The sequence below is a fragment of the Algibacter mikhailovii genome (assembly GCF_014651495.1).
Lineage (GTDB): Bacteria > Bacteroidota > Bacteroidia > Flavobacteriales > Flavobacteriaceae > Algibacter_E > Algibacter_E mikhailovii.
Map to the genome: position 1 here is coordinate 302,723 of NZ_BMWZ01000005.1, position 17,923 is coordinate 320,645.

The 17,923-nt window shown below is 33.8% G+C and carries 15 protein-coding genes; 9 read left to right on the top strand and 6 right to left on the bottom strand.

The annotated features are described in order from the left end of the window. Positions 1–82 precede the first annotated feature (82 nt). Positions 83–742: a tRNA1(Val) (adenine(37)-N6)-methyltransferase gene (locus tag IE051_RS12445; RefSeq protein WP_229796803.1), complete on the bottom strand. Its 660-nt coding sequence runs from the start codon at positions 740–742 to the stop codon at positions 83–85. A gap of 261 nt (positions 743–1,003) precedes the next feature. On the opposite strand from IE051_RS12445, the gene IE051_RS12450 reads away from it, so the two are divergent. Next, on the top strand, positions 1,004–1,474 hold the full coding sequence (locus tag IE051_RS12450) for a DUF2383 domain-containing protein (RefSeq protein ID WP_189361127.1): 471 nt from the start codon (positions 1,004–1,006) through the stop codon (positions 1,472–1,474). 212 nt (positions 1,475–1,686) lie between these two features. Then, positions 1,687–2,139, top strand: coding sequence for a DUF2383 domain-containing protein (locus tag IE051_RS12455; RefSeq protein ID WP_189361128.1), 453 nt, complete (start codon positions 1,687–1,689; stop codon positions 2,137–2,139). A gap of 58 nt (positions 2,140–2,197) precedes the next feature. Here the strand turns inward: IE051_RS12455 and rimM are convergent, their stop codons facing one another. The 3 genes from rimM to IE051_RS12470 all read right to left on the bottom strand — a co-directional run bounded on the left by rimM (position 2,198) and on the right by IE051_RS12470 (position 4,589). Continuing rightward, on the bottom strand, positions 2,198–2,722 hold the full coding sequence (gene rimM / locus IE051_RS12460) for a ribosome maturation factor RimM (protein WP_189361129.1): 525 nt from the start codon (positions 2,720–2,722) through the stop codon (positions 2,198–2,200). Positions 2,723–2,890: 168 nt separating this feature from the next. Beyond that, on the bottom strand, positions 2,891–3,391 hold the full coding sequence (locus tag IE051_RS12465; protein WP_189361130.1) for a 30S ribosomal protein S16: 501 nt from the start codon (positions 3,389–3,391) through the stop codon (positions 2,891–2,893). Positions 3,392–3,524: 133 nt separating this feature from the next. After that, on the bottom strand, positions 3,525–4,589 hold the full coding sequence (locus tag IE051_RS12470) for a lactonase family protein (protein WP_189361131.1): 1,065 nt from the start codon (positions 4,587–4,589) through the stop codon (positions 3,525–3,527). 182 nt (positions 4,590–4,771) lie between these two features. Here IE051_RS12470 and dnaE point away from each other — a divergent pair, with 182 nt between their 5' ends. The 5 genes from dnaE to IE051_RS12495 all read left to right on the top strand — a co-directional run bounded on the left by dnaE (position 4,772) and on the right by IE051_RS12495 (position 15,792). Beyond that, a complete protein-coding gene (gene dnaE, locus IE051_RS12475; RefSeq protein ID WP_189361132.1) occupies positions 4,772–9,160 on the top strand; it encodes a DNA polymerase III subunit alpha in 4,389 nt (1,462 codons plus the stop codon). Positions 9,161–9,303: 143 nt separating this feature from the next. Beyond that, positions 9,304–10,005 carry a hypothetical protein gene (locus tag IE051_RS12480; RefSeq protein ID WP_189361133.1) on the top strand — a complete coding sequence of 234 codons (702 nt, stop codon included), beginning with the start codon at positions 9,304–9,306 and terminating at the stop codon, positions 10,003–10,005. A 53-nt stretch (positions 10,006–10,058) separates the two neighbouring features. Beyond that, positions 10,059–12,848, top strand: coding sequence for a TonB-dependent receptor (locus IE051_RS12485; RefSeq protein ID WP_189361134.1), 2,790 nt, complete (start codon positions 10,059–10,061; stop codon positions 12,846–12,848). Positions 12,849–12,875: 27 nt separating this feature from the next. After that, the gene (locus tag IE051_RS12490) at positions 12,876–14,066 is read left to right on the top strand and encodes a DUF4249 domain-containing protein (RefSeq protein ID WP_189361135.1); all 1,191 of its coding nucleotides are present in this window, start codon (positions 12,876–12,878) and stop codon (positions 14,064–14,066) included. 10 nt (positions 14,067–14,076) lie between these two features. Beyond that, positions 14,077–15,792, top strand: coding sequence for a hypothetical protein (locus IE051_RS12495; RefSeq protein ID WP_189361136.1), 1,716 nt, complete (start codon positions 14,077–14,079; stop codon positions 15,790–15,792). A gap of 33 nt (positions 15,793–15,825) precedes the next feature. On the opposite strand, the gene IE051_RS12500 is transcribed toward IE051_RS12495, so the two are convergent. After that, positions 15,826–16,152: an ArsR/SmtB family transcription factor gene (locus tag IE051_RS12500; protein WP_189361137.1), complete on the bottom strand. Its 327-nt coding sequence runs from the start codon at positions 16,150–16,152 to the stop codon at positions 15,826–15,828. After that, positions 16,142–16,573 carry an SRPBCC family protein gene (locus IE051_RS12505; protein WP_189361138.1) on the bottom strand — a complete coding sequence of 144 codons (432 nt, stop codon included), beginning with the start codon at positions 16,571–16,573 and terminating at the stop codon, positions 16,142–16,144. The genes IE051_RS12500 and IE051_RS12505 overlap by 11 nt, the downstream gene beginning before the upstream one ends. Positions 16,574–16,906: 333 nt before the next feature. Here IE051_RS12505 and trxA point away from each other — a divergent pair, with 333 nt between their 5' ends. Together trxA and IE051_RS12515 are read left to right on the top strand one after the other, a co-directional pair. Beyond that, positions 16,907–17,224, top strand: coding sequence for a thioredoxin (trxA, locus tag IE051_RS12510; protein ID WP_189361140.1), 318 nt, complete (start codon positions 16,907–16,909; stop codon positions 17,222–17,224). An 84-nt stretch (positions 17,225–17,308) separates the two neighbouring features. Continuing rightward, positions 17,309–17,851: a ClpP family protease gene (locus IE051_RS12515; RefSeq protein ID WP_189361142.1), complete on the top strand. Its 543-nt coding sequence runs from the start codon at positions 17,309–17,311 to the stop codon at positions 17,849–17,851. The last annotated feature ends 72 nt before the right edge of the window (positions 17,852–17,923 follow it).

Here is a 17,923-nt window from a genome sequence, read left to right on the forward strand (position 1 = left end):
GAAAATAATTATTAAAAAACAGCTTTTGTTGTCAAATAATCATTTTATATCACTCAAATTTAATTAATCTTTATTGAATGTGTTACATTTTTAGATAGAATTCTTTTGTTAAATTAATGTATTCAGGAGTGTATTGATGCCTATCAAATTCAATAGTTAAGTCTTCTTTGATAATGTTCTGTTTATTATAGGAGAATTCAATGAGACTTCTTTTTATTTCAGAAGAAGGGTTTCCTTTTACATGTAAAATTTTATGAGCAAAAAGTCCCAATTTAGAGGCAATACTAATAAAATATGATTCCTGATTATAGGGAATTACAACAGCGAACACACCGTTTTTATTGAGAAGTTTTGAAACACTTTCCAATAAATGTTCAAAAGGCATCGCTTCTTGAAACCGAGCTAAATCACGCTGGTTATTTTTTGTTTTATAATCTTCGGCGAAAAAAGGAGGATTGCATATGATTAAGTCGTATTGATCATCTATCTCATTTGCAAATTCTTCTAATGACGCATGGTAGCAAAAAAGACGGTCTCCCCATGGCGATTGCTCAAAATTGTCAACACATTGCTCATATGCTAGATTATCAATTTCTAGGGCGTCTATTACTTCTGCAGCACTGCGTTGGGCAAGCATTAGCGATAGAATACCCGTGCCTGCACCAATATCTAAAATCGAAAAGGGTTGGTTTTTAAGTGAAGTCCAAGCGCCTAAAAGTACAGCATCAGTGCCAATTTTCATGGCGCATTGATTTTGGTTTACTTGGAAATTTTTGAACTTAAATGGTTTTGAAGACATAGTGAGCATTTGAAATTCAAAACTAGTAAATTAAGGTTTAATTAGCACTTCGAATATTGTGGATTTGTCTTACATTATTTGTGTTTCATGTAATTTATCATCGGTTAAGCGCGAATTATTACGATTAATTTGGTATCTTAATGTTCTGATTACAAACAAACTAAACTAAACGAGCTTGTTTTATACTCAAAAACCCCCAGTATTATGAAAAACACAAAACTAATTATCTCACAATTAAATGAACTTTTAGCTCTAAATTATTACGCAGAAAAAATATACTTAGATGCCTTAAATGAAGTAGAAAATGAAGATTTAAAGCATTTTTGCCGAGCTATGGCCTTTGAGCGTATTGAATTTTGCAGGTTTTTAGGAGCAGAAATTCTGCAGTTAAAGGGAAATCCTAAATATCCTGATCATATGAGACATGAGTCAAATATGCTTCAATCTAATTTTAGGTATACCATTTGTGTTAATGATAATAAGGCTATTATTGACGAGCTGATTAGAATTAAAACATGGAGTATTGAAAAATATGAGGAAAGCTTTAAGAAAGTGGGTTTTCCAGAGCACATTTTTACGCTCCTAAAAAATCAGAAATCTATTCTTGAACAAAGTTTAGCTTCTGTGCGCTCCAGCAGCGGAACGTTTAATCAATTTTTGCGCACAGCCAATTAGGACAATTATATTTTTACTGACCTCAAAAGTGTGAGTACTATTTTTTTGTTAAAAAATTAAGAAGTTTACCTTTGAAATAGCGTTAAAATCTGGCAATTTGTATTAAACTTTGTTAAATAAAACTACAGCTCGTTATCCCAAATTAATTTTGTGAAAAACCTTATTCTAATGTTTGGCGTATATAAACTATAGAGTAAGTAAAATAATGAGTTATGAAGCGATTTGATGTTATTATAGAAAAAATGAATGATTTGTTAATCATGAATGATGAGGCTGAAAAAATATATTTTGAACTTCTTGAAAAAACAAGTGAAGAAGAATTGAAAATTATTTTTAAAGAAAGTAGTTTAGAGAGAAATGAATTTGGCAAGAACTTGAAACTTGAAATTTTAAAGCTCAATGGTGAACCCGAATATTCGAGAAAAACGAAAAGTGATTTATATAAGCACTGGATGAATCTTAGAAACTTTCTTTTATTTGAAGATGATAAGAATTTGTTAGAAGAAGTCTATAACTTAAAAGCTATAAGTGTTAAGAAATACAATGAACTGCTTAGTGAAATGAGTCTGCCGTTGTCTACCTGTAAATTACTATTAAGACAGCGCGATACTATTGAAGATGGTATGGTGCTTTTAAAGCGACATAAAGAGGCCTATGTGGCATAAAATCGTGTGCTTTAAAAGAGATGCCTTAAATAGTTAACTATTTAAGGCATCTCTTTTTTTATAAATATAAATCAATTAATCCCTCCGGCGTTTTAACGAGAATAGTTTTCGTTTCTCTATCTACCTTAATAATGAACTCATCATTCATTGGTATTAAAATTTCAACACCTGACCGGTCTATTTCAAACAGGGCTTGTGCTGTTGAGTCATTAATGGCTTTTATAATGCCCACTTCTCCATAATTTTGGTCATTAACGGTAAAGCCAATAACTTCATGGAAATAGAATTTGTTGCCTTCAAGTTTAGGGAGTAAGTCTAAAGGTAAATACAATCCGCTTTTCATGATTGCATCGGCATCAGCTTCGCTTTCTACATCTTCAAATTTGATGCGTAGCAGCTCAGACTTGTGTAATTGAGAACTTTCTACAAAAAAAGGAATCAAGTTGTTACGAAGCTCTAAAAAAATGGCGTCTAAATGTTCGTATATTTCCGGCTGATCGGTATCTAGTTTGGCAAGTACCTCACCTTTGAAACTATATTTTTTAACAATTTTGCCTAGATAGAAGCAGTCTTTTTTTTTCATAAAAAGTTAAATTATTATTTCAGCAAAGAGCGATGTCTTTAAGTATAAAATTTGGGTTTTAATCCATACGTTTTATAACGGCTGCTTGGTAAATATATTTAAATATTTTGAACAAAAAACTCCGATAAATAAATACCGGAGTTTAAAAGTATAAAAAAATGATGTTTTTTATTCTTCTTCGTTTGTAGCTTCAGTTTCAGCTGTTGCTTCTTCTTCAACTACAGGTGCAGCTGCAGCAATTCTTGCTTCATTAACAGCTTTTTCAGCTGCTAAAGCATCTGCTTTCGCTTTAGCTTCTGATTCAGATAAACCATCAGCTTTAGCTTGAATTTTACCTGCTTTCTCCTCTAACCAAGCAGTGAATTTAGCTTCTGCTTGCTCTTCAGTTAAAGCACCTTTTCTAACACCACCAGCAAGGTGATTTTTTAGTAAAGCTCCTTTATAAGATAAAAGGTTCTTTGCAGTGTCAGTTGGTTGCGCTCCATTTTGTAACCATGTTACAGTACCATCAACGTCTAACTCAACAGTTGCAGGGTTTGTGTTTGGATTGTAGATACCTAATTTTTCTAAGTATTTACCATCTCTTTTTGAACGTGCATCAGCTGCTACGATCCAGTAAAAAGGTTTTCCTTTTTTACCATGTCTTTGTAATCTAATCTTTACTGGCATAATAATTAATTATTTGAGGTTCTCGACCTCGGTTATTAATGAGGGCGCAAAGATACTATATTTTTTAATATAGAAGTCTTTTTGTGGTATTAAAAATCAGGGTTTTAATGCTTGTTTTTCAAGGTATTGAAAATTAAAATAGCAAACAAACAGGCGAAGGTGTTTCCGTTGTGTTTAAAAAGGATAGCTCTCCCGTATTTTTATCCACTGAGAAAACACTAATGTTGTTGCTCTTTTGGTTAGCTACCAATAAAAATTTTCCAGAAGGATCTAATGCGAAGTTCCTTGGCCAGTCCCCGTGAACAGTCATATTTTGAATTTTGTCTAGAGTTCCTGTGTCAAGATTTCTTTTAAAAACAGCTATGCTATTTTCGCCTCTATTAGAGCCATAAAGAAAACGTTCATCCTTTGAAAGATGAATGTCGGCACATTTGTTTTCTCCTTTATAGGTTTCTTCTAAAGTAGAATCGTAGTCAATTTGCTCAAAACCAGTATCTGTCCTTTTAACCGAAGTTATGGAGCCACCGTATTCATTTATGATGTATACGTAATTGCCGTCTTGAGATATTACAAAATGTCTTGGCCCAGGATTTCCTTCAATGTGTATTATGGATTTAGATACCATTTCATAGGATTTGTTCCCTTTCTTATATTGATAGAGTCTGTTTCTCCCTAAATCTGCCACAAATAATTCATCTTTGTAAAACTTAGCAGAGTGGGCACGCGCCGGACTTTGGCCTTCAATGTTGTGGTTAAAAGTTTGATGTGCTTTTTCTAAACGTCCATTTTTATTAATGTCATAAATAGACACTGTTCCTCCGCCATAGTTGGAAACTACTGCTCTGTTTCCGGTCTTGTTTGTTGAAATATGACATGGTCCTTTTCCATTACTACTTACAGAATTTATAAATTCTAATGTACCATCAGATTTTAATTTAAAAGCAGTAGCAGCACCTGTTTCTCCTTCTCCAACGGCATAGATGTATTTCTTGTTAGGCGAAAATGCTAAAAATGACGGGTTTTGAACGGCTACTGCAAGTTTTTGATTCGATAGCTCGCCTGTTTCTGTGTTGAAATCAAATTTATAAATTCCTTCACTCATTCCGCTGGTGTAAGTGCCAACATACATTGTGGTATTTTGAGCGATGCAGTTGAAAATAGATAATAGAACTAATAGAGCCGACAAGGAAGATTTCATTTGAAATGACGTTTAAGGTTTAAATGTAAAATAAATAAACCAATTAAATTAGTAATCATTATGAACTTTTTTGTTCACAACTCTTCAAAACTTCATTTTAAAAAAGTATAAATTCTACCTATTTTTATAGGCTCGTTATTTTTGAAGCAACAAATAGCTAGAACAACAGATAAACTTACTGCATGTACTTAATTTTTGACACTGAAACTACCGGATTACCAAAACGTTGGGATGCACCCATTACAGATACAGATAATTGGCCAAGGTGTATCCAAATTGCATGGCAACTGCATGATGCAATGGGTAAATGTATCGACAGTCAAGATTATTTGGTGCAACCTGATGGTTTTAATATTCCCTATGATGCTGAAAAGATTCATGGTATTTCTACCGAATTAGCACAAGAGCAAGGGGTGCCTTTGAGTGAGGTTTTAGAGAAGTTTAATGAGGCTTTAGGTAAGACCAAATTTGTTGTTGGGCAGAATGTAAAGTTCGATTTGAATATTATGGGAGCTGAATTCGTTCGAGAGAATGTTGAAAACCCATTGCAAGAACTCCCCGTTTTGGATACTTGTACAGAGCATACAGCCAGTCTATGTGAAATACCAGGTGGGCGATATGGTAAATTCAAGTTGCCAACCTTAACAGAGTTGCATGAGTTTTTATTCAATCAGCCGTTTGCAGAAGCGCATAACGCCACGGCCGATGTTGAGGCTACTACCCGCTGTTTTTTAGAGTTAATTCGTTTAGAAGAATATACGAAAGAGCAGTTGGATGTTCAGCCGGAATATTTTGAGAATTTCAAAAAGGAAAATCCGAATAGTATTCAGCTTATTGGTTTAAAGCACATAAATCTTAAAAAAGAGAGTGCTAAAATTAGCGAGCGGATAAAAAAAACTCAGGAAGTTGAAATTTCATCCGAAGAAATAAATCAAAACGCATCTGATTTAGCAGATGTAGATTTTGTACACCTACATAATCACTCGCAATTTTCGGTTTTACAATCTACCATGGGTGTTGCCGATATTGTTTCTGCAGCAGCCAAGTACAATATGCCTGCAGTGGCCTTAACAGACCATGCTAATATGATGGGAGCGTTCCATTTTGTGAATGCGGTAAACAAACATAATAGCAGTGCCAAAGCGAAAATAGCCGAAGCCGAAGCACAAGGAGAATCTACTGATGTCAAGACTATCAAGCCTATTGTAGGATGTGAGTTTTTTGTTTGTGAAGATCATACAGATAAATCTAGAAAGGATAATGGTTATCAAATTGTATTACTAGCGAAGAATAAAAATGGATATCATAATTTGGCGAAATTATCATCTCACGCTTTCGTAGATGGGTTTTATTATGTGCCTAGGATTGATAAAAAACTCATTGAAACCTATAAAGAGGATGTCATTGTATTGACAGGAAATTTATATGGTGAGGTGCCAAGTAAGGTTTTGAATGTTGGTGAAAACCAGGCTGAAGAAGCTTTGCTTTGGTGGAAAGAAGCGTTTGGAGATGATTTGTATGTCGAGTTAATGCGGCATAATCAGGATGATGAAGATCGTGTTAATCCAACGTTGATAAAGCTTGCTAGAAAGCACGGCGTAAAACTAATTGCGTCTAATAACACCTATTATCAAAATCAAGAAGATGCCAATGCACATGATATTCTTTTGTGTGTAAAGGAAGGAGAAAAACAAGCCACGCCAATAGGTCGAGGGCGCGGATATCGTTATGGATTACCTAATCAGGAGTATTATTTTAAGTCTCCTGAGGATATGAAAGAATTGTTTAAAGATGTGCCCGAGGCTATTACCAACGTTCAAGAGGTTGTAGGTAAGATTGAGGCCTATCAATTAGCTCGTGATGTATTATTACCTGCTTTTGATATTCCAGATGAATTTAGGCACGACGAGGATTTAATTGATGGAGGTAAACGTGGAGAAAATGCCTATTTAAAGCATTTGGTGTATGAAGGTGCTAAAAAACGTTATGAAGTACCTTTATCAGAAGAGGTGGTTGAGCGTCTTGATTTTGAATTAAATGTTATTGAAAATACCGGTTATCCAGGATACTTCTTGATTGTTGAAGATTTTATTCGAGAAGCGAGAAATATGGACGTTTCTGTGGGGCCAGGAAGGGGGTCTGCAGCGGGTTCAGTGGCGGCATATTGTCTTTGGATTACAAATATCGATCCTTTAAAGTACGATTTACTTTTTGAGCGTTTCTTGAATCCAGATCGTGTAAGTATGCCCGATATTGATATCGATTTTGATGATGAAGGTCGAAGTCGAGTTATGGATTACGTGATTGAAAAATATGGTGCAAATCAGGTGGCTCAAATTATCACCTATGGTACTATGGCTGCAAAATCCTCAATTAGAGATACTGCTCGTGTACTTGATTTGCCACTGTTTGATGCTGATAGAATTGCTAAGTTAATTCCAACCATGTCCAAGCTAGGTAAGATTTTTGGCTTAGATGAAAAGGAACTTGGAAAGAAATTTAGAGCAGAAGATTTAGAAAAAGTTAATGAGCTTTTAAATATAGCTGACGGAAATGATTTGCCAGCAGAAACCGTAAATCTTGCAAGAACCTTAGAAGGATCAGTAAGGAATACAGGAATTCACGCTTGTGGGGTTATTATCACTCCAGATGACATAACTAAATTTGTTCCTGTTTCGGTAGCAAAAGATTCAGACTTATATGTGACACAGTTTGATAACTCGGTGGTGGAAGATGCCGGGTTGTTGAAGATGGATTTCTTGGGTTTAAAAACACTAACCTTAATTAAGGATACCGTTAAAATTGTCAAGGCCAAGCATGATATTCAGCTTGACCCTGAAAGTTTTCCGCTGGATGATAAAGAAACGTATGCATTATTTCAACGTGGTGAGACGGTTGGGGTGTTTCAATATGAATCTCCCGGAATGCAGAAGCATTTACGTGATTTAAAGCCTACTGTTTTTGAAGATTTAATTGCCATGAACGCGTTATACCGTCCAGGACCAATGGAGTATATTCCAAGTTTTGTTAGACGAAAACACGGTGATGAAGAAATAGAGTATGATTTGCCGGCTATGGAAGAGTACCTTAAGGAGACTTATGGTATTACGGTTTACCAGGAGCAAGTGATGTTACTTTCTCAAAGTCTTGCTGATTTTACTAAAGGTGAGGCCGATGTTTTGCGTAAGGCGATGGGGAAAAAACAAATTGCTGTTCTTGATAAAATGAAGCCTAAGTTTATTGATCAAGCCAGTGCTAACGGTCATGATGCTAAAATCCTTGAGAAAGTATGGAAAGACTGGGAGGCCTTTGCTAGTTATGCTTTTAATAAATCACACTCTACCTGTTACGCATGGATAGCCTATCAGACCGCATACTTAAAGGCGCATTATCCTGCAGAATATATGGCTGCAGTATTGTCTAATAATATGAACGACATCAAACAGGTTACTTTCTTTATGGAGGAGTGTAAGCGTATGAAATTAGATGTTCTAGGTCCCGATATCAATGAATCATTCTACAAGTTTTCTGTAAATAAAGATTATGCGGTACGTTTTGGTATGGGAGCAATAAAAGGTGTTGGGCATGGCGCTGTAATGACCATTGTTGATAACAGAAAAAAGGACGGACCTTATAAATCTATTTTTGATTTTGCTAAACGCATCGATTTACGCGCTGCAAATAAAAAAGCTTTTGAGAATTTGGCTCTCGCAGGCGGGTTTGATGGTTTAGGAAATACGCATCGTGCCCAATACTTTCATGATGACGGAGATGGGATTACCTTTTTAGAAAAAGCCATAAAGTATGCCCAAAAGCATAAGGAAAATGAAAATTCTGCCCAAGTAAGTTTGTTTGGTGAAGCTAGTGAAGTTCAGATCGCAGAACCCGAAGTACCGCCATGTGAAACTTGGGGAACAATGGAAACTTTGAGTAAAGAGCGCGAGGTGGTAGGTGTTTACATTTCAGGACATCCATTAGATGATTTTAAAACGGAAATGAAAACCTTCTGTAATGGAACTGTTGGTATGTTCTATAATTTAGAACCTTATGTAAATAGAGAAATTATTTTTGGGGGTGTTGTAACTGATGTGCAACATCGTGTAAGCAAACAGGGTAAAGGTTGGGCTTTGTTTACTGTAGAAGATTATACCGATAGTTTTGAGTTTAGGGTGTTTGGAGAAGAGTATTTAAAATTTCGACATTTTTTGATGCAAAATAGCTTTGTGTTTGTTAAAACTTTTGTTCGAGAAGGTTGGACAAATAAGGATACTGGTAAAAAGAGTGACCCAAGATTACAGTTTAATAGTTTCCAGTTGTTACATGATGTCATGGAGCAGTATGCTAAAAAACTATCCATTCAAGTAGATATAAAAGACCTTGATGAGCGAAAAATATTGAATTTGAAAGATTTACTTCATATGCATCCGGGTAATCAAGCTTTGAGTTTTCTAGTTTATGATACTAAAGAAAAAGTAAAATTGACTATGCCAAGTCGAAGACAAAAAGTCAAAGTATCTCAGGAGTTATTGAATGAGTTAGAGACTCAAAATGTGCGCTACAAGTTGAATTAAAGGCAAAACTAGGGCCTTATAATGTTAAATTTGGATTATTATTAGCTTTAATTATTAATTCAAAAATAGTGGATGTGTTTTTTTTTGTGGTTGGTTTTTTTTTGTAATTTAAAAAAAAATTGATTGAGACCCCTTGTTTTCTAATGATAAAGACTATTGTAGCCTGCATTTTCCTTTTAACATTAAAGACTTTTAGTCAATCTGCGCAGTCTAGTGAGGTTGATGCATTGCTAGTATTTGATGCTGTGTTAGGTTCAAAAAATACAGGTTTAATTAATGGGGTTGAATATATCAATGCCTATAATACAAAGGAAGGATTTGATCAATATTATAAAACATCTAAGTTTTTGACAGGGAACTTAGTCTATGATAATCAACATTATTTTAACGTAAATTTATTATATGATATCTACTCTGATGATTTAATTTATGGATTTTATGAAAATGACTTAGTCTTATACATAAAACTTGTTAAGGATAAAGTGAGTTGTTTTACTATAGACAATAAATCATTTGAAAAGCTTACAATTAATGAAAATGAGAAAGCTGGTTATTTTGAGATAGTTTATCATGATAATGAGGTTGTGCTTTACAAGAAACACCATAAAAACATTTCAAAACGTATTGATTTAAAGCAGGTGTATTATGAGTTTATTGAGAAGTCTTCTTATTTCATCGAAATGGATGGCAGCTACTTTAAAGTGGATAATAAAAGCAGTATTACTAAGCTATTCCCTGATAAAAAGAAATTAATTAATTCGTATTATTCTAAAAATAGGTTTTTACTCAAAAATAATCTTGATCAATTTATGGTTAAGCTTTTTAGGGATGTTATTTTGAGTTAAAATTTAGGAGCCTTTAAAAAAAAGGATTAGTTTGATGTCATAAAGCATATAATTTGTTTAATTCAAATCATAGGTATTTATTTAAATTAAGAAGCAGATATGCTTTTTTATTATTTGTCCTCTTTGCCCAATGGGCCATTGCTCAAAATAAAACGAATAAGATTACCCTAGAAGTAAATGAAGTTAGCAGACTTGAAGTTATCGAGCTGATTGAAACTAAAACGAATTATGTTTTTTATTTTGTGGAAAGTTGGTTGGGGGAAGAGCAGGTGTCTCTGCAGTTAAATAATGCTTCAATTGAGGACGCTTTAGAAAAACTTTTTGAAAACACTCTTATTAATTATTTTCTATTAGATGATTCTAAAGTTATTCTTACACAAAATAATTTAATAAGAGATACTTTGCCTCCGTTGTTTCAGGATTCTTTAGGAGTAAATCAGCCACCATTAACCGAAAGCCCCATTATACTTTATGAAGACAATAGCGCCGAACTAGAAGATTATAGCATCCAAACGGTTCGCATAGGAAAAGAACGTCCTAATGCTAACAAAGATACTTATAAGTTAGAGGGTATTGTACTTAATGCTAAATCCAATAAACCACTTCCAGATATAGTTATTGTTGCTAGTAATGGGGCTAATGCTATTACTGATAATGAAGGGAAGTACAGTTTAGAATTGCCTGTTGGTGTTAATTTTATAGAAACAAAATCTTTAGGAATACAGGATTCAAAAAGACGCGTAGTCATATATGACGATGGTGCGTTGAATTTCGTTTTAAATGAGTCTGTAGAGCAATTAGATGAGTTAGTAATTCAAGCAAATGTAGACCGTAATGTTAAACAGGCTGTAATAGGCGTGTCTCAAATTAAGATTGAAGAGATTAAAAATATGCCTCTTATTCTTGGTGAACGGGATATTTTAAAGGTTGCAACTACGCTTCCGGGTATTACAACTGCCGGAGAAGGTTCTTCGGGGTATAATGTTAGAGGGGGTAAAACAGATCAAAATCTAATTTTATTAGATGATGGTGTTATTTATAATCCATCGCATTTTTTTGGTATTTTTTCCGCCATAAATCCTTTTACATCTGGAGAGGCTAATATTTATAAAGGAAGTATTCCAGCACAGTATGGCGGTAGGTTGTCTTCTGTGATTGATATTAAGACCAAGAAGCCTAATCCTGAAAAATTTGGAGGCGAGGTGTCTATAGGGCCTGTTACTGGTAATGTGACTCTTGATATACCCATAATAAAAGAAAAATCGTCATTGCTAATAGGAGGGCGAGGCACGTATTCAGATTGGATATTAAAATCATTAGATGATAAGCGGTTAAATAAAAGTAAGGCCTCCTTTTATGATGTCATTGCCAAGTATGATCATGAAATTAATAATGAAAATAGCTTAAGAGCTACAGCATATTATAGTAAAGACAATTTTAGTATTACTTCAGATTCATTATATAGTTATAGTAATTTCTTAGCATCTGTTGCTTGGAGTCGAAGAATTAATAGTAAAAATTATTTAGACGTTATTCTTGCCAATAGTAATTATAACTTTAACATAGCATTTGAGCAGGGCTTAGATCGAGACTTTGATTTAGGCTATCAAGTGAATGAAACTGAACTGAAATTAAAAATGAGATATCTCCATAGTAATAAGCATAAGTTTAATTATGGGATTTCTACTAAATTATATAATATAAATCCAGGAAGTATAGATCCACTAGGGAGTAATTCGTTGGTAGATCCATTAGTTATTCCAAAAGAAAAAGCTTTAGAGTCTGCGTTGTTTTTAGCTGATGATTTTGAAGTTAATGAGAAGTTACTCTTCAGTCTAGGTTTAAGATATTCTTTTTATGCTTTATTGGGTAGCTCCGTTCAAAGGATATATGAAGATGGTCTACCTTTAAATGAAGGCACCTTAATAGGAACTAAAGCGTATGGTAATAATGAGGTGGTTGATACTTATGGTGGGTTAGAATTTAGATTGTCAGGAAGATATTTTTTAGCCGATGATTTATCATTTAAAATGGGCTACAACAGTACGTATCAATATATTCATACCCTTTCCAACAATACTACGGTTTCACCAACAGATACTTGGAAATTGTCAGATAGTAATATTAAACCACAACAAGCACAGCAGATTTCAGCAGGACTTTTTAAGAATATTGATGGTAATAGGTACGAGTTAAGTATAGAGGGCTATTTTAAAAAAACCGATAATATTTTAGATTATAAAGTTGGTGCTAATTTGTTACTTAATGAAACTATTGAAACCGAGGTGTTACAAGGCGAAGGAAAGGCTTATGGGGTTGAATTTTTATTAAAAAAGAATCATGGCCGATTAAATGGATGGCTGGGCTATAGTTATTCAAGGTCATTAAATAAATTAGATAGTGCATTTGCTGAAGAGAAGATTAATAATGGCACGTTTTTTCCTTCTAATTTTGACAAACCCCATGACTTGAGTTTGGTGGCTAATTATAAATTAACCCAACGTTTTAGTTTGTCTACGAATTTTGTGTATCAAACAGGTCGTCCCATAACATATCCAGTAGGAAGCTATGTGGTTAATGGTGCAGAACGTGTTTTTTACAGTGATAGAAATAAATTTAGAATACCAGATTATTACCGATTAGATTTAGGTCTGAATATTGAAGGCAACCATAAAATAAAAAAGTTTGCACATAGTTTTTGGAATATATCAATCTATAATGTTTTGGGAAGAAACAATCCTTATTCTGTGTTTTTTGTAACTGAAAATAATGAAATAAAAGCCTATCAAAGTTCAATATTTTCTTTACCTGTTCCTACAATAACCTATAACTTTAAGTTTTGATGTATGAAGAACTCTAAGTGTAAAATAATGATTTTTATTAGCTTTATAGGCTTGCTTAGCTGCGTTGAGGAATTTGTTCCTGAAAGCATAACCTTTGAGGATTTGTTGGTGGTAGAAGCAAGTTTAACAAATGAAATTAAACATCACGAGATGAAATTATCAAGAACGTTTCAGTTTTCAGAAGAGCCTGTGGTGGAAAACCAAGCTAGAGTTCGTGTTATAGATGATATGCAAAATGAATATGTATTTAATGAAACCGAATCAGGAACCTATGTGTCAGCTATTGAATTTGGAGTAGTGCCAGAGCGTATTTATACTTTAAAAATAGTTACCAAGAATAATAAATCCTATAGTTCTATAGCAGTGAAACCCCCAAGTGATACTGCTCAAATTTCGGATGTGTCATTTGTGAATGATACGAATTCTGACGGTATAGAAGGCATTTCAATTTTAGTTGATAGCTATGATCCGACAGGGAATTCTGAGTATTATAGATATGATTTTGAAGAGACTCAAAGAATTGTTGCGCCATTTTATGCAGACAATGATATGGTGATTGTTTCTGATACGCCTCCATTTAAAGTAGAATTAAAGCGCCGGACGGAAGAAAAAAGAACATGTTATAAAACAACAATTAGTAAAAGTCAAATTGTTCAAACTCAAACTAAATTTTTGGCAGAGGATAGAGTAACAAAATTTCCAGTTAAGTTTATTTCAAAAACAGATTCCATAATTCGCGACCGGTATAGCATACTTGTCAAACAATATGTGCAAAATTTTGAAGCGTATACATATTTTCAGAATCTTAATGATTTTTCAAGTTCAGAAAATGTGTTTTCAGAAAATCAACCTGGATTTATTGAAAGTAATATAATCTCAGATACGAACCCCAATGAAAAGATTTTGGGGTTTTTTGAAATAAATTCTGTGTCAGAAAAGCGGCTGTTTATTGATCATCAAGAAGCTTTTCCTAACGAAAATCAGTTGCCTTATTTTGTGGAATGTGCAACATCGACCCCATACTTAACAGATCCAGAAGACCCTAGTAAATCCCCTTTAATTGAGATGATAAAGGATGATGTGATCAGGTTTTGGTTAGTGAATGAAGATTTTTTTGGTAACCCCATAGAGAATCCTCCATATACTGTAATTAATACGCCCTGCGGAGACTGTACGTTTTACGCCTCTAACGTAAAGCCTGATTTTTGGGTTGATTAAAAAAGATAATATGAGAAAAGTATTTTATATCGTTTTTTTCTTTTTTGTGCAATTAACGTGTTTGGGACAAATTGAACTGCCTTTAAAAAAGGTGGCCCAAGAACAGGTTTTTGTACATCTTAATACTAGCTTTTTAATTACTGGAGAGACTTTATATTATAAAATCTATTGCATAAATTCTGAGACTAATAAACTAAGTGGTCTCAGTAAAATTTCCTATGTTGAACTTGTTGATGCGTCATTAAATGTCGTTGCTAAAAGTAAAGTTCGGTTAAATCAAGGTTGTGGTTATGGTGACTTTTTTATACCCACATCTTTGGCCTCAGGAAGTTATAAATTATTAGCATTTACAAGATGGATGCGCAATGAGAATCTACTATATGAACACGATGTCTTAATTATAAACCCCTTTATTGAAAATCAATTTGAAAATAAAAAGAATAAGGAGTCTACAGATAATTTCAATTCTGAAAGTGCTACGATACAAAACAAAATAAATCCCATTTTTTCCCTTGAATTGCCAAAGACCGTATACCAACCTAGAAAGGAAGTTAAGTTTAAAGTTAAATCTTTAACAGGATTAACTATGGCTGGTAGGTATTCAGTATCCGTAAAAAAGAAGTTGCCATTTAAAGTGCCAAAATTGAAAACTAGTGTTAATTATAGTGATATTTATAAAAATAATAATGGACTTAAAGAGAGAGAGGCTTTTTTACCAGAATTTAGGGGAGAGTTAATAGAAGGGGTTTTGGTGAACCAAGTTACAGGAGAGCCTGTTAGCAGTCGAAACATTGCTTTATCCATTCCTGGAAAAACACCTTTGTTTAAGAACTCATTTACCAACCAAAACGGACAATTTTTTTTTAACATACTAGATACTTACAATAGCGATTCTGCACTTGTCTATACTCTCGGAACTAGTAATGAAGCTGAGTCTAATTTAGAAATTAAAATAAAAAATGATCCTCAAATGGATTATAGCTTCTTGGCCTTTAGGAATTTGGATTTTGATGAAAATGATGAATCTTTTCTATTAAACGAAGTTATTAATAACCAGATAGAAAATTCGTATCTGAGTGTAAAGCGAACTATTATTCAAGATGAAAAACCCCCTGAGCTTTTCTATGGTTCAGAGGTTAAAGATTATTATTTGGATGATTATAAAAGATTTGCAACTTTAAAAGAAACCTTTGTTGAGGTTATAGAAAATGCTTGGATTGCAAAAAGAAATAACGACCATTATTTTGAGACAAAAAAAGATACAAAGAAATCAGATTACCGCTTACCAACTTTGCTTTTTATGGATGGAATTTTGATTGAAGAACATAAAGATATCATAGAATATAAGGCCTATGATATTGAAAAAATTAGTGTTTTAATTGATAGGTATATTTATGGATCTTTAATGTTTGATGGTTTGATTTCTATTAAAACGAAAAATGGGGATTATAAAAAGCCTTCAGGTTCTTTTAAAGAGATTAAATTAACCAAGCCCGTATCAAACAAAGTTTATTATCGTCCTGATTATTCCAAACCCGAGACCAATAAAAGAATTCCGGATTATAGAAGTCAGCTATTATGGGAGCCAAACCTTGAGCTTAAGGCGGATAATCAATATATTAGTTTTTTTACTTCAGACAATTTGGGTGATTATATAATAAACGTTGAAGGATTTACGCATGATGGGGCGCCTGTTTCTATAAAAAAAGAAATTTCAATTGAATGATTTTAGTAAAACTCTAAGTTTTTAAAAGGTCATTTAAGCGTCTTTTGAATTTAAATAGTTACCTAAATCACGTAATTTATCATCCCAGAATTGTTCATAGAATTTTAACCATTTATTTACGTCTTGCAGTGCTTTGGGTTCGGCATTACAAAAGCGCTCTCGACCTTGAGTGTTAATACTAACCAAACCGGCATCCGCAAGCGTTTTAATATGTTTTGTTACCCCTTGTCTCGTCATTTCAAACTGATTTGAAATTTGCGTAATTGAGAGAGCTGTACTTGTGATAACCAAGGCATGAAAAATATCACGTCTTGTTGGGTCTGCTATAGCTTTAAAGAGCTTTGTTATTTTATCCTGCATTAATAGTTTCTTTTAGATAGCTTATTAAACCATTAATACAATTATCCCATCCACCATTAAAACTTTCAAACATGGCAATGGCAGTTTCGCCGGCATAGTTAGCGATTCCTGAATGTTCTAGTTTTAGTTTTGTTCCAGAAGCTGTAGGTGTAAGTTTCCAGGTTACTATGGTTTCGGTTTTAGTATCTGCTACTATCCAAGAGTAAACAAGTTTGTAAGGAGTGGCCACTTTAACTTCGCCGCTTATTACAGTACAACCTTTTTCGTTTGGTTCTGCAGTAAAGGTATATTGGTAACCTTTTTCAGCTTTAAAATCAGCTTTAATAAACCAAGTTGAGAGTTCTTCAGCTTTTGTTATGGCATTCCAAACTTGCTCAATACCATGATTAAATACAACTTCTTTTGAGATGAGATCTTTCACAATGATTCTGTTTTTTAATTAATATGCAACTTTATGGTTGCTAAATTAAATAAAAATTTCCAAATGAGCAACAAAAGGGTTGCGTATATTAAAATATTGAATTCATACATTAAATTATCCAGAGGGTTGCAACGCAATTTATGAGTCATAGTCTCATAAGTTTGCACTTAATTTAGAATGGACTTAAGGCCATCGTACCAAATTAAAAAATGAAATAAAACCAATTGATGCCATTATAGGGAAAACAAATTGTTGAACCGTAAGCTTTCGAGAATATTTTGACTAATTTTGTATAAATAAAATAAATTAAGAATATATTAAAATATAAATATTATGGCATTAGAGATAACGGATGCGACGTTTGAAGAAGCGGTATTAAAAAGTGATAAGCCTGTATTAGTTGATTTTTGGGCAGCTTGGTGTGGACCATGTCGAATGGTTGGACCAATTATAGAGCAAATTAGCGAAGAATATGAAGGTAAAGCCGTAGTAGGAAAAGTAGATGTTGATGCTAATCAGGAATTTGCTGCTAAGTATGGGGTTCGTAATATTCCTACTGTTTTGGTTTTTCAAAACGGAGAAGTTGTTGGTAGACAGGTTGGTGTAGCACCAAAAACTGCATACACAGAAGCTATAGACGGTTTACTGTAAGAGATATAAATTTTAGAAAAAGAAAAATGAAAAGGTTTGCCGTTTTGGTGAACCTTTTTTTATTTTAGACTAAAATTAAATTTTATGAGCGAAACAAATAAAGTACAGGATGCTATTGATAGTAAGTTAATTGAGCAACGTAAGGTGTTTTTGTGGGGGCAGGTTGATGATGCATCAGCTAAGCATGTCATTGATAGGCTGATGTATTTAGATGCTTTAGAAACCAAGGATATTCAATTATATATAAACAGCCCGGGTGGCTATGTGACCTCAGGGTTTGCTATTTACGATTGTATAAAATCTTTGAATAGCGAGGTGGCTACCATTTGTACTGGTTTTGCAGCATCTATGGGGTCAATAATATTATCGGCAGGGGCAAAAGGAAAACGTTTTATTCAGCCACATGCCCGTGTTATGATTCACCAACCAAGTGGCGGTGCTAGAGGGCAGGCGAGTGATATTGAAATTACGGCCAAAGAGATTATATTGACTAAAGAATTAAGTGCTAAAATACTTGCTGATAATTGCGGACAAACCTTTGAGAAGGTGATGAAGGATTTTAATCGTGATCATTGGATGGGGGCAGATGAATCTGTGTCCTACGGTATCGTAGATGAGGTGATTTAATCGGTTCAAACTTATACTAAAGAGAGGTCTATGCCAGATGCTAAACCTCTCTTTTTGTTTATTTAAATGTGT

Excerpts from the sequence above, each read along its gene's own strand:
- IE051_RS12465 (WP_189361130.1), bottom strand. The coding sequence starts at position 3,391 with ATGCCAGTAAAGATTAGATTACAAAGACATGGTAAAAAAGGAAAACCT.
- IE051_RS12480 (WP_189361133.1), top strand. The coding sequence starts at position 9,304 with ATGATAAAGACTATTGTAGCCTGCATTTTCCTTTTAACATTAAAGACT.
- IE051_RS12495 (WP_189361136.1), top strand. The coding sequence starts at position 14,077 with ATGAGAAAAGTATTTTATATCGTTTTTTTCTTTTTTGTGCAATTAACG.
- IE051_RS12450 (WP_189361127.1), top strand. The coding sequence starts at position 1,004 with ATGAAAAACACAAAACTAATTATCTCACAATTAAATGAACTTTTAGCT.
- IE051_RS12445 (WP_229796803.1), bottom strand. The coding sequence starts at position 742 with ATGAAAATTGGCACTGATGCTGTACTTTTAGGCGCTTGGACTTCACTT.
- IE051_RS12455 (WP_189361128.1), top strand. The coding sequence starts at position 1,687 with ATGAAGCGATTTGATGTTATTATAGAAAAAATGAATGATTTGTTAATC.
- IE051_RS12515 (WP_189361142.1), top strand. The coding sequence starts at position 17,309 with ATGAGCGAAACAAATAAAGTACAGGATGCTATTGATAGTAAGTTAATT.
- dnaE (WP_189361132.1), top strand. The coding sequence starts at position 4,772 with ATGTACTTAATTTTTGACACTGAAACTACCGGATTACCAAAACGTTGG.
- IE051_RS12500 (WP_189361137.1), bottom strand. The coding sequence starts at position 16,152 with ATGCAGGATAAAATAACAAAGCTCTTTAAAGCTATAGCAGACCCAACA.
- IE051_RS12490 (WP_189361135.1), top strand. The coding sequence starts at position 12,876 with ATGATTTTTATTAGCTTTATAGGCTTGCTTAGCTGCGTTGAGGAATTT.
- IE051_RS12470 (WP_189361131.1), bottom strand. The coding sequence starts at position 4,589 with ATGAAATCTTCCTTGTCGGCTCTATTAGTTCTATTATCTATTTTCAAC.
- rimM (WP_189361129.1), bottom strand. The coding sequence starts at position 2,722 with ATGAAAAAAAAAGACTGCTTCTATCTAGGCAAAATTGTTAAAAAATAT.
- trxA (WP_189361140.1), top strand. The coding sequence starts at position 16,907 with ATGGCATTAGAGATAACGGATGCGACGTTTGAAGAAGCGGTATTAAAA.